Annotated in this window: 13 protein-coding genes; 6 read left to right on the top strand and 7 right to left on the bottom strand. The window is 64.5% G+C overall.

Annotation, left to right across the window (positions count from 1 at the left end; translation table 11 throughout):
• Positions 1–63 precede the first annotated feature (63 nt).
• Entirely contained in the window at positions 64–486 is a 423-nt protein-coding gene (locus CI15_RS23010; protein WP_062131545.1) for a MarR family winged helix-turn-helix transcriptional regulator, read from the bottom strand.
• A gap of 82 nt (positions 487–568) precedes the next feature.
• Positions 569–991, bottom strand: a complete 423-nt coding sequence (locus tag CI15_RS23005) for a MarR family winged helix-turn-helix transcriptional regulator (protein WP_062131542.1) — start codon at positions 989–991, stop codon at positions 569–571.
• Positions 992–1,421: 430 nt separating this feature from the next.
• Between CI15_RS23005 and CI15_RS23000 the strand changes: the two genes are divergently transcribed.
• The 4 genes from CI15_RS23000 (at position 1,422) to CI15_RS38080 (ending at position 5,543) form a co-directional block, all read left to right on the top strand.
• Complete coding sequence (locus CI15_RS23000; protein WP_062131539.1) at positions 1,422–3,767, top strand: TonB-dependent receptor; 2,346 nt, start codon at positions 1,422–1,424, stop codon at positions 3,765–3,767.
• Between the two features lie 21 nt (positions 3,768–3,788).
• Complete coding sequence (locus tag CI15_RS22995; RefSeq protein ID WP_062131536.1) at positions 3,789–4,412, top strand: MotA/TolQ/ExbB proton channel family protein; 624 nt, start codon at positions 3,789–3,791, stop codon at positions 4,410–4,412.
• A complete protein-coding gene (locus CI15_RS22990; RefSeq protein ID WP_062131532.1) occupies positions 4,409–4,807 on the top strand; it encodes an ExbD/TolR family protein in 399 nt (132 codons plus the stop codon). Before CI15_RS22995 ends, CI15_RS22990 begins: the two co-directional genes overlap by 4 nt.
• Positions 4,808–4,901: 94 nt before the next feature.
• Positions 4,902–5,543: a TonB family protein gene (locus tag CI15_RS38080; RefSeq protein WP_082814270.1), complete on the top strand. Its 642-nt coding sequence runs from the start codon at positions 4,902–4,904 to the stop codon at positions 5,541–5,543.
• Between the two features lie 7 nt (positions 5,544–5,550).
• On the opposite strand, the gene CI15_RS22980 is transcribed toward CI15_RS38080, so the two are convergent.
• Both CI15_RS22980 and CI15_RS22975 read right to left on the bottom strand, forming a co-directional pair.
• On the bottom strand, positions 5,551–7,281 hold the full coding sequence (locus CI15_RS22980; RefSeq protein ID WP_062131526.1) for a tannase/feruloyl esterase family alpha/beta hydrolase: 1,731 nt from the start codon (positions 7,279–7,281) through the stop codon (positions 5,551–5,553).
• 210 nt (positions 7,282–7,491) lie between these two features.
• Positions 7,492–8,457 (bottom strand): GlxA family transcriptional regulator, encoded by a 966-nt coding sequence (locus CI15_RS22975; protein WP_062131672.1) that lies wholly within the window; start codon positions 8,455–8,457, stop codon positions 7,492–7,494.
• A 110-nt stretch (positions 8,458–8,567) separates the two neighbouring features.
• Here CI15_RS22975 and CI15_RS22970 point away from each other — a divergent pair, with 110 nt between their 5' ends.
• Complete coding sequence (locus CI15_RS22970) at positions 8,568–8,858, top strand: hypothetical protein (protein WP_062131523.1); 291 nt, start codon at positions 8,568–8,570, stop codon at positions 8,856–8,858.
• Between the two features lie 58 nt (positions 8,859–8,916).
• Here CI15_RS22970 and CI15_RS22965 read toward each other — a convergent pair whose 3' ends face one another.
• Together CI15_RS22965 and CI15_RS22960 are read right to left on the bottom strand one after the other, a co-directional pair.
• Positions 8,917–9,729: a DUF4377 domain-containing protein gene (locus tag CI15_RS22965; protein WP_153041166.1), complete on the bottom strand. Its 813-nt coding sequence runs from the start codon at positions 9,727–9,729 to the stop codon at positions 8,917–8,919.
• Positions 9,730–10,002: 273 nt separating this feature from the next.
• The gene (locus tag CI15_RS22960; protein WP_062131521.1) at positions 10,003–10,536 is read right to left on the bottom strand and encodes a hypothetical protein; all 534 of its coding nucleotides are present in this window, start codon (positions 10,534–10,536) and stop codon (positions 10,003–10,005) included.
• 87 nt (positions 10,537–10,623) lie between these two features.
• Between CI15_RS22960 and CI15_RS22955 the strand changes: the two genes are divergently transcribed.
• Positions 10,624–11,556, top strand: a complete 933-nt coding sequence (locus tag CI15_RS22955) for a LysR family transcriptional regulator (RefSeq protein ID WP_062131518.1) — start codon at positions 10,624–10,626, stop codon at positions 11,554–11,556.
• Here CI15_RS22955 and CI15_RS22950 read toward each other — a convergent pair.
• Entirely contained in the window at positions 11,543–11,791 is a 249-nt protein-coding gene (locus CI15_RS22950; protein WP_062131516.1) for a hypothetical protein, read from the bottom strand. The two genes, CI15_RS22955 and CI15_RS22950, sit on opposite strands and share 14 nt — an antisense overlap.
• Positions 11,792–11,820 lie beyond the last annotated feature (29 nt).

Below are 11,820 nucleotides of genomic sequence, written 5' to 3'. Positions count from 1 at the left end.
TGCACTATTCAGGTTGAAAAAAACGGCGCAACGCGCCGGCCTCCGCTACCTTCTGCGTTGATGTCAAAGCGAATCCTGGGTGATCGCAAACAGCTCGGTCCGCAGCGCGGCCGCGCGTTCCTCGCCGAAGCGGTGTTCGAACTCGGCCTGCGCGGTATGCCAGTGCGCGCGGCCCGCGACCAGCCGCGCTTCGCCCTCGGCGGTCAGCGAGATCAGCAACGCGCGTGCATCCGCGCCCAGCGCCTCGCTCGATACGAGCCCGTCGCGCCGCAGCGGCTGGATCGTGCGGACCAGCGTGGTGCGCTGCATACGCATGGCTTCCGCGATCTGCTTCATCGTCATCGGGCCGGTGCGCTTCAGGCGCCCCAGCAGCGAAAACTGCGTGATCGTCAGCCCGACATTCGACAGATGCCGGTCGTAGATCTGCGATACGTGACGCGCGGCCTGGCGGATCGCAAAGCAGTCGTCGTCTAAGAGCGCTTCCATTCGCGGCACTTCCTTTGCTCGTTAGTGCATATGCACATCAAACGGCGTTATAAAACCCGCCGCAGCGGGTTCCTACACCGATCTAGCCGGTGATGCTGAACAGCTCTGCCCGCAGCGTCTTCGCCCGGGCTCGGCCGAACTGCTTTTCGAACTCTTCCTGCGCCGCGCGCCAGGCGACGGAGGCCTGATCGAAGGTGGTCTCGCCCTTTTCCGTCAGGCTGAACAGCAACGTGCGATTGTCGTGGTCCGCCGCTTCGGCCAGCACGAGACCGTCGCGCTGCAACGGCTTCATGGCGCGCACTAGTGTGGTGCGCTCCATGACCATCGCCTCCGCGAGCTCCGCCATCGGCAGATTCGGTGCGCGCGCGAGCTTCGCGAGGATCGTGAACTGCGCAGCCGTCAGCCCGACGCTGCCGAGATGGCGCTCGTAGATCTGCGTGACGTGCCGCGCCGCCTGGCGCAGCGCGAAGCAGTTGCATTCGTCGTAGGAGATAGGACGGTTCATGCAGCGAAGTCTATGTGTGCATATGCACGGTGTCAAGTTTTTGTTGAACGGCGGGTCAAGGCCTCGCCGGTTGCGCCACCCAGTCTCTAGTTGGCGACTTGCCAGCCACAAATGATATGTTATAACATTTCTGGACGCAGGCGTTCCGGTCCCGCTGTGGCTTGATACTCGCTCGCCGCGACGTCCAACAAAATCCGTCCGACCTATGAGCGGACAGTCCACGCTCATTCACCGCCTATGACCAAGTCGCCATTCTCTCTCCCCGAAACGCAGTCCTGATCGATTGACGGGCTCGCTGTCTCACGAGCGCAGCCCGAATCGTCAACGTCCAGTTCGCCTGTCCTTCCCCTGCCGGCCAGGGGCGAGGTGGGCGAGCTTTTGCCGAAGATTTCTTTTCATCAACGCATCGTCCATCGAGCGAGTAATAACAATGAAAAAACGCACACTGGCCGCGCAGGCGGCGATCGTGTTCTGTGCCGCCGTACCGAGTGCATGGGGAGCGCAGGGCAACGCCATAGTGACGGGCACGGTCTCAGATCCAGCGGGACATCCCATCACTCACGCGACAGTGCAGATACAGGACCCGAGCGGCGCGTCCATCGGCACATCGAGCACGGACGCGAGCGGCCATTTCTCGATCGACGGCATCGCCCCCGGCACGTACGCCATCGTCGTCACGGCGGCTGGCTTTGCAAGCGGCAGCCGCATCGCGACTGCCCAGTCCGACACGCCGGCGAGCGTCAGCGTGCAACTGCAAGAAAGCGCCACGCTCGACGTGCAAATCAGTGCCCAACGCCTGAACGCGGCGCGCAACGGCTTGCTGCCCGAAACGGGCAGCAGCGTCTACCGCTTCACGCAGGCCGATATCGCCACGATGCCGGCGGGCGCGAACACGCCGCTCAATCAGGTGCTGCTGCAAGCGCCCGGCGTCGCCAACGACTCGTACGGTCAGCTGCACGTGCGCGGTGAGCACGCCAATCTGCAATACCGGATCAACGGCATCATCATCCCCGAGCCGATCAGCGGTTTCGGCCAGTCGCTCGACACACGCATCATCGATCAAATGAACCTGCTCACGGGCGCCCTGCCCGCGCAGTACGGCTACCGGACGGCCGGCATCGTCGATATCCGCACGAAATCGGGCGACGCGGGCAACGGCGGCTCGATCGACGTATTCGGCGGCAGCCATCAGACCGTCAAAACGAGCGCAGACGTGTTCGGCAACGAGGGACCGTTCAGCTACTACCTGAGCGGCTCGCTCGGCATGAACAATCTCGGCATCGAGAATCCGACCGCCAGCGCCAATGCGATTCACGATCACACGCGCGAGGGCAACGCGTTTGGCTATCTGTCGTATCTGATCAATCCGCTGACGCGCGTGAGCCTGTTGTTCGGCGCGACCAGCAACCAGTTCGAGATTCCGAACACGCCCGGGCTGACGCCGAACTTCGCGCTCGCCGGCCACAGCACGTTCGATTCGTCGCAACTGAACGAAACGCAATCGGAGCTGAACAACTTCGCGGCGCTCGCGCTTCAGGGCACAAACGGCGGCGCGCTCGATTACCAGGTCGCGTTCTTCACGCGCTATAGCCGCATCAAGTTCAACCCCGATCCGATCGGCGACCTGATGTTCAACGGCGTGGCGTCGGAGGACTTTCACAGCAACACCGCCGACGGCGTGCAGGTCGATACGACCTGGCGCGTCAGCGACACCCACACGGTTCGCGCGGGAGTCTTCTTCCAGCAGGAGCATGCGGTATTCGACAACAGCGTGACGGTCTTCCCCGCCGACGCGGATGGCAACCAGCTCTCCGACGTGCCCTTCAATATCCAGGACAACAGCAGCAAGACCGGCTATCTGTACAGCCTGTACGCACAGGACGAATGGAAGCTGACCGAGCGGCTCACGCTGAACTATGGCTTGCGCTACGACCGCATGGACGAGTACACGAGCGCGAGCCAGTTGAGCCCGCGCGTCGGCCTCGTCTACACGCTCACGCCCTCGACGACGCTGCACGCCGGCTACGCACGCTATTTCACACCGCCACCGTTCGAACTCGTGTCCGGCTCGACGATATCGAAGTTCAACGGCACGACCAATCAGAGCTCGGTGACGCAGAACGATCCCGTCCAGCCGGAACGTAGTCACTACTTCGACCTCGGTGTCACGCAGAAACTCGGCTCGACCGTCACACTCGGGCTCGACGCGTACTACAAGAAATCGACCGACCTGCTCGACGAAGGACAGTTCGGCTCCGCGCTGATCTACACGCCGTTCAACTATCAATACGGCAAAACCTATGGCGTGGAATTCACCGCGAGCTACAAACAGGACAACCTCTCCGCGTATCTGAACGTCGCGTATAGCCGTGCGCAAGGCAAGAACATCAATTCGGCGCAATTCAATTTCGATGCGGACGAACTGGCGTTCATCTCGAACCACTGGGTATTTCTCGATCACGACCAGCGCGTCACGGCCTCGTTCGGCGCGGCGTATGACTTTCACCAAACCACCTTCACGCTCGATGGCATCGTCGGTTCCGGCCTGCGCAGCGGCTTTGCGAACACCGATCGGCTGCCCGTCTATGCGCAGTTCAACCTCGGCGTGATCCAGCACTTCAACGAGCCGATGATCGGCAAGTTGGACGCGCGTCTGGTGGTGATCAACGCATTCAACCGCGTGTACGAGTTGCGCGACGGCTCGGGAATCGGCGTCGGCGCGCCGCAGTACGGTCCGCATTTCGCCGTCTATGCGGGCGTGACCAAGTACTTCTGATCGACGGCACGGAGAACCATCATGCAGGAATGGACGGGATTTATCGCGGCGATGCGCACTGGCGGATGGATCATGTATCCGCTCAGCGTGCTTGGCGTGCTTGCGTTGACCATCATCATCGAGCGGGCGTATGTGTTCTCCCGCTTCGCCAGCGCTCCCGCGCGTCTTTTTCAACCGACGTCAGCCGATGACGGCCGTCTCGACAAGCTCACCCCGCACCACGCGTTCCGGCGCATGGCCGCGCCGTGGCTGCCCGGCTCGGACTCGCCACTGTGGCTGCGCGAAGCGTCGGCGCAAGCGATCGCCTCGCAGATCGAGCGCGACATGGGCCGCGGTCTGTGGCTGCTCGAGACGATCGTCACGGCGGCGCCGCTGCTCGGCTTGCTCGGCACGATCGTCGGGATGATGAAATCGTTCCAGCTATTCGGCGGCAATGGGCTCGTCGATCCGGGCGGCGTGACGGGCGGGGTGGCGCAGTCGCTGGTGGCGACCGCGATCGGACTGATCGTCGCGGTCTTCGCGCTGTTCGCGTTCAACTATTTTTCGCGGCGGCTCGAGCGTCTGATGGACGAACTCGAATCGTTCGCCAACGCGCGACTCAGCGCACTGCGTCTGCAACACGAGGCGCGCGGGAAGCAAGGATGAAACTCAAACGCTCGCGCGCCTCGCGGCGCGGCCGCATCGAAATCATTCCGATGATCGACGTGATGTTCTTTCTGCTCGCGACCTTCATGCTCGCCTCGCTGGCGATGCAGCGTCTCGACGCGGTGCGGATCAATCTGCCGTCGGGCCGCGCGCAGCCGCTCAGCATGAGCGAGCCGTTGACGATCTCGGTGAATGGCAACGACGAGGTCTCGATCAATCGCCACCTCGTGCGCGCGGATCAGATCGAACCCGAAGTCAAGCGCCTGCTGCGTGCGGATGGCAACGTCGTCATCGCGGCCGACGATCACGCCGGTCACGGCGCCGTCGTGCAGGCGATGCTCGCCGCGCGACGTGCGGGCGCCGAACACTTTCTGATCGCCGTGCATCGTGATTAATGCTTGCCGTGAGTTGGCCGAGGGGCCCGGTGTCAGGAAGTTGCGCACCGCGGTCGCCTGTCTGATTGCGCTCGGAATCTGGCTGTTGGTGCTGATGGCGCTATCGTCCGGATTGCTGAACACGAACCCGCCGCTCCAACAGCCTGCGCCGTTGGATATGCACCTAGTCGTACTCGACGAACCTGCGCCGCCCGCACCTCGTGCGCCGCGGACTCCGACTGCGGTTCCAGCGGAACAGGCGCCACCGCCCGCGCGGACGCAACCGCGCACATCGTCGCATCGCGCACTGCCGCCTGTGCCGGCCAGGCCACCCACGCAGACGACGCCTGCCGCCGCAGCGCCGTCTGCACCGGTTGCGAGTCAGGCTCAGCGCGCGTCGCCGGATGAGCGGGCGGAGCAGCCGGCCGACAGCGCTTCGCCGCAAACATCCTCCGGGCACGCCGCAGCGCCCGGCGCCGCGGCACCGTCCAGCACCGCCGCCCGTTCCATTTCGCAACCGCTACCGTCCCTGCCCGACGACTTGCGCGAGCAGGCCTATCAAACGGTCGCGACAGCGCGTTTCACGATTCACGCCGACGGCTCGGTCGACGTCGAGCTGATTCAGGCAACGCCGAACCCCCGTCTGAATCAGCTGCTGCTCGACGCGTTGCGGCGCTGGCGCTTTTTTCCCGCGCTGCGCGACGGCCAGCCCGTCGAAAGCACGCAGGACATCCGCGTGCATTTCAACGTCAGTTGAGCCGCGCTTACTGGCTGGCGCAGGTGAAGTTCGCCGCGACGTTCACGTCGCCCGAGCCGCTATAGCGCGGAAAGGTCGGATACTCACACAGCGGCCGCGTGCGTCCCGGCACGCCGGCCGTATCGGCGACGATCTGCGCGGGCGGCGTCACGCCGTTTTCGACCCAGTTTTCGAGCGTCGTCAGCGAATCCCACGAGGCGTTGAACACCGTGCTGACCGCGTGGCCATAGCCGGGAATCTCGTAGAAGCGCACGAAGTTCGCGACCTTCGACGCGCCCATCGTCGCTTGCAGACGCTGATAGTACTGCTCGCTCGAGCGCGTGCTGACGAGCGCGTCGGCCATGCCGTGCGCCATCAGAATCTTGCCGCCCTTCGCATTGAATGCCGACAGATCCGTCTTGTTGACGTCCTGCAAGCCCGTCAGCTGACTGATGCGCGCCTGCAGACTGCCCGGATTCTGCGGATCGACGGTGAGCGAGTTGTAGTTCGGGTCGCGCGTGACGAAGTAGCGGATCCACTGATCCCAGAACACGCTCATGTAGGGCGCGCTCGTCGGCATCGGCGAGGCCGGTTGCGACATGCCGAGCGCGAGCGTGGTCACCGTCGGCTGCAACGCGGACGGATTCGCGATGCCAAGATCGGCGCCGTACACGTTGAAGCCCGGATACTGCGTCTCGCCGCTTCCGAGCGTGTAGCCGAACGTGATCGGCGTGTCGTAGACGTTCAGCGCCGCGATCTGCGCGTCGGACAAACAGGTGTCGCCGGTATCCGCGCCGCCCGCGCAGCGCAGCGGCGTGCCGTTCAGCGTCGCCGTCGCGGGATTGAAGCTCGCGTTGCACGCGGCGACATTGCTGATCAGACCGTCGGCGACGCCGTCGAGCGCGTCGCAACTCGCGAGCACCGTGTCGAGCAGCACCTTGCGCTTCGCCGGGTCGAGATAGGCGCCCGGCGCCGCCAGCGCGCGCGTGATGCGCCCGAATTGCAGGTCGAGGCTCGCGGCCGCCCATGCCGGATACAGCACGATCGAGCCGTCCCAGTCTTGCGGCCAGCGTTGCACCACCGCCAGCGCCTCGCGTCCGCCCGACGAACCGCCCGCGAAATACGCGCGCTTCGGCGCCTTCACCGCGTAGCGCGCGTCGATCAGATAGACGGCGGCGTCGCGGGTTTTCTTCAGCGCGTCGCCGTCGAAGTTATTGATCGCTTCGTCGTTCACGGCGAACGAGCCGTCCTCGCTGCCGAGCGCGTTGGCCTGGTGTCCCGAGTCGCTCGCGAACACCGCGTAGCCTCGGCCGAGCGGCGTCGACTGTGCGGTCGGGCCGGCCGGCACGTTGCCGGTCGGCGCGGGAATCGTGCCGTCGTAGCCGCCGCCGCCGAACATCATGATCTTGCTGTTCCACCTGGTCGGCATCGCGATCTGGAATTTGATCTGCGGCGCGGCGGGATCGACGGGGCTGATCGCGCCGCTCACGAGGCAATATTCACCGGTCGCCTGCGCGCCCGAGCCGGACGCGGGCATCACGGTCGCCGCGGTCACACTCGCGCCGGTGGTGGGCAAACCGATCGCCGACGCCGGCACGGTCTTGCCGGCAAGCTGCGCGCAGTTGAGCGGCTGCGCGGCGGTCGGCTGGAGGGTGTCGCCGCTGCCACAGCCGCTCAACGATAGAACCGCAAGCAATGGCACGCCGCAGAGGACGGGAGCAACAGAGAACAATGACGGAACGGCGCGCTGCATAGGCATGACTGTCTCCATCTCGATCGGGATACGTGGTCGCACGAGCCGGCTTCATCTCGCGCGCCGTGTCTACGCTGGGTGGAAGTGAGGCGCGAAGCTCGACGGCAATGCGCTCAATAGCAAGCGGCATGCCGCGAGTAGCGGCCGCGCGGAGGCATGCATTGCGCATCCCCGTGACAGGGTCTCAGCCGACGGCAACGTACGCGCTACCCGCCTTCAACGAAGATCCGCACGCAGATCACGCACGCCTTTGCCAAGCCGTTGGCGCAACAGCGTGCGCAACGTCGCGCCGTCGACATAGCCGACCTCGGCCGCAATCGCGTCGATGCCGAGGCCACTGCCATGCAGCAGCGACTGCGCGTGCTCGACGCGCAGATCCTGGAAGTAAGCCAATGGCGATTTGCCGAGCACGTCCTGGCAACGGCGCTGCAGCGTACGCGCGCTCGTGGCCAATGCGGCCGCCGCGTGCTGCAGCGAGAAGCCTTCTTTCAGATGATCGCGCGACCAGCGTTCGAAACGTTGAATCAGCGGATCGGCCTGCGCCAGATGGTTGGGGATGATGAACGGCGCCTGCGACGAGCGCAGGTCGGCGAGCAGATAGCGCGACACCAGCGCGGCCAGCTCGGGGCTCGCGCGGCGGATCAACCACAGCGCGAGATCGAGATGCCCCATCGCCGCGCCCGCCGTCACACCGACGTCCGACGGCACCAGCATGCGCGATTCATCGAGCAACACCGTCGGATAGCGTTGCCGGAACAAGGGACCCAGCCACCACGTCGTCGTCGCTTCGCGATGATCGAGCAGTCCGGTCTCCGCGACGAGGAACGTGCCGATGCACGACGCGGCGAGCAGCGCGCCCCGTTCATGCCATGCCAGTAGTTGTGCCTTGGCGTCGCGCACGTCCGGCCGGTCGAGCGCCGGCACCAGTTGCTCCGGCGTGCCGGTACCGAGCGCGGGAATGATCACCCAGTCCGGCTTCAGGTCGGCGGTGATCGCTTGCACGGGTATCGTGAGCCCCTGCCCCGAGCGGACTTTCTTGCGCACGCCGACCACCGACACTTCGAAGTGCGGCCGCCCGCCCATCTTCGCGGCCGCGAACCGGTTGGCGAGGGAGAACGCGTCGAGCATGACGGTGAGGCCGGTGTCGAACAATCCCTGCAAGGCGAGCACGGCGATGCGCATGGCGTAAATGACCATAAAGTTGTCATTTACGACGATACAGCTTTTCCCGGCCGAGGGCTACAGTGAGTCCCGTTGTACTTCGCAACGAACGTCGACCAAGGAGGTCACTGATGAAAGTTTTCGCCATCGCATCCGCGCAACCGACCCTCACCCCGGACAAGCTCCAGCAGCACATGCCCCACGAGGTGCCGGCGACACTCCAGCTTTATCTCGACGGCAAGGTCGAGCAGTTCTGGTTCCGCGACAAGGCCGGGCCGATCTTCCTGATGAACGTCGAATCGGTCGACGAGGCCAAGGCAATACTGGACGCGTTGCCGCTCGTGACCGACGGGCTGATGAAGTATGAGTACCTGCCGGTGGGACCGCTCGCACCGCTGGGGCGGCTGATTCAGAAGGGGTAATGATGCTGGCGGCTTGAGCCGTGCCGCCGGCGTGGCCGGCGGCACCTTCGACGAGGCATTACTGCCCGACCTTCTCCGATTCAACGATGAGATCCAGCACGTAAGCGGTCGCCGGTCCATCGGCGGGCGGGTTCTTGAGGGTGAAACGCTTCACCCGCACCACGTTACGGATGCCCGGCGTGTGCGTATAGCCTTCGATAGTCTGATTCAACGGTTGCCACGGACCAGGCGCGCCACTCGCCAGCCCCTGCTCGTCGAAGAAGCGTTCGCGCACGAGCAGACATTGCGCGTTCGGCATTAACGGATTGTTGCAGGGCACGGACTGCGGCGCGACTTCAAGGAACGCTATCTGACCGGGACCGCCGTAGCGTGTCTCGGCCGTGGGCACGCCGGTAAAGCTCAGCGTATCGCCGCTGTCGGTGACCAGTTGCAGGCTTGGCGCGTTGTCGCGCGCCAGCAGGTTCACGGTGACGCTGCCGCGTACACGCTGCGAGATCGCATCGTCGAGTGCGGCAAGCGAGGGATCCTGGCAGGCCATCATCGTGCTGACCATCGGGCCGATCTGCAGATGCCCTTTCCTCACGGTGTAACCCGCTCCCATGTTGTTGCAGCTATTGACGACGGTGATCCGGTACGGGCTGAAGTCCAGTTGCACCGGCCGATCCGGGCGGGCGAACAGCGCATCGATATGGGTGCCATTGCTGTCGATCGCGTTGGTCAGTTGCCAGTGGTAACGGCTCAGCAGTTCGGTGCCGGTCTGCGGCGCCGGGTTCGTGGCGGCCGTGGTCGCCGTTGGAGCCGGTGCTGTCACTTCTGGTGTCTGTGCGCAGGCGGCGAGAAGCAGCGGCAGCAAGAGCATGCGATATTTCACGTCGGCACCTCGGTGAGTTCAGTGGTGGTTCCGGGCCATTGCTCGCGTCGCCAGGAAAAGCGACGCGAGAATCAGGTCGCATGCACGAAAGCCGGAAGAGCCAGTGAAGGGTACCACCCGGCCACATTGCGCCGGGTTTGCGCACCTGCTTCGTTCAGGCCGCGAGCAGCGACTCGACGACCGAAAGCATAACGCAGGTGGAAGACGGAAAAACGTCGCTCGAAGTTGATCGGGTTCTTGGTTAGGTTGCCGAACTGCGGCGCGTCGAGCAGGCTACACGCTGGAAGCGTCGCGGCTCACGGCAGGCATGGCGTGAAGCCTCTTGAGCCGAGGGCGCAGCAGCAGATAGAAGGCGGCGAAGTGGGTGATCGCCAGCGTCGGCACATAGATGATCGGAATCGCATACATGGCGCCCAGCTCGCCGGCATGCGCGGGCAGATCGATCGCTACCGCGTGGTAGTAGTCGAGGATCAGGTCGGCCGCACCAACCAGATTGAAAGCCACGACGAACGACCAGAACAGCGGACGTATCCGGACCGTCAGCAACGCCAGCATCGCCAGCACGCCCGTGGCGAAATCGCCATAAGCGGCGAACGTGGCGAAGCTCGCGGGCAACTGCGGACTGACGACGCCCGGCAACAGGAAGGCAAGCCCGAAGAAGCGGAAGCTGTGCAAGGTGGCGATCGCGCGTTGTGCGTCGAATGGGACCATCGACTTGAGCTTCGGCCAGACGTAGGCGCCGAAGCACAACAGCCAGGCGACATAGCCGAGAACGAGATGCAACTGAAAAAGAAGCCGCGGTGACATGGTGTCTCCTGTCGAACGTTGGTTGCGCAGGTGTTAGGTGTACCATCGTCTCGCGCGAGCGACTATTCCTCACAATGTTGATGGGCTATGAAGCAGAACTTCACAGTCAGGCAGGGCGCGCTCGACGGCGTCGAGGTCTTCCTCAGCGTTGCCGAGCATCGCAGTTTTCGCGGCGCCGCCGCGCAACTCGGCGTGACGCCGTCGGCCGTCAGTCAGGCGGTGCGTGTGCTCGAAGCCCGCATCGGCGCGACCCTCTTCATCCGCACCACGCGCAGCGTCGGCTTGACCGAAGCCGGCGAGCGCTTTCTGGCGCGCGCCAAGCCCGCTTTCGAAGAACTGGTCGCCGCCAGCGAGGTAGCCCGCGGACTCGGCGAGCGGCCGTCCGGCCTGCTGCGTCTTTCCGTGCCGCGCGCAGTCGTGCCGATCCTGCTGGAGCCGCTGATCGCGTCGTTCTGCAAGGCCTATCCCGATGTCGAGGTGGAAGTCGCGACCAGCAAGGAACTGATCGATCTCGCGACGGAAGGCTTCGACGCCGGCGTGCGGCTGGGTCAGTTCGTCGCCGCCGACATGGTCGCGGTGCCGCTCTCGGCGCCGTTCCGTTTTGTCGTCGTGGGGAGTCCTGCTTATTTCGCGGCGCGCGGCCGCCCCGGGCAATTGGACGATCTGCGCGAGCATGCCTGTATTCGCTGGCGCCGCTCCAGCGGCGCACTCGCGTTGTGGTCGTTCAACAACAACGGCCAGCCGGTCGAGATCGCCGTCGCGGGTCCTTTCATCGCCAGCGATTTTCCGAGCATGCTGGGTGCGGCGATCGAAGGCATCGGCCTTGCCCAGCTACCCGAGCCGATGGCCGCCGAAGGCTTGCGATCGGGAAAGCTGGCGCAGGTGCTGGAGCCGTACGCGCCGACTATCCCGGGCGTGTTTCTCTACTATCCGAGCCGCCGCCAGATCATGCCGAAGCTGCGTGCGTTCATCGATCATGTGAAGAGCCGCACGGCCAGATCGTCGGCTAGCGATAGTTGACGAAGTTGATGATGTCGTTGAGGAACCACGGCAGAATCAGCTGCGTGTCGGAATAGCTGGTGCCGACGGTGAGTCGCGGTGGTCTCGACGCGGCGTCGCCGGGTGGTACGGCGTCGGGAGCGTGCAGCATGTAGGCGTTCGTATCGTACGCGGCCTGAGGATTCGCCGGCGGCGACGTCGAAGTGCAGCCGGCAGTGAGAACGACGAGAACCGCTGCGAAGCAAAGGAACTTCATGAGGGGATGAACTCCGGCGACGTTTTCGC

Source organism: Paraburkholderia monticola (assembly GCF_001580545.1).
GTDB lineage: Bacteria > Pseudomonadota > Gammaproteobacteria > Burkholderiales > Burkholderiaceae > Paraburkholderia > Paraburkholderia monticola.
Note: the sequence above shows the minus strand (reverse complement) of the source record. Positions and strands in the feature narration are given on the sequence as shown.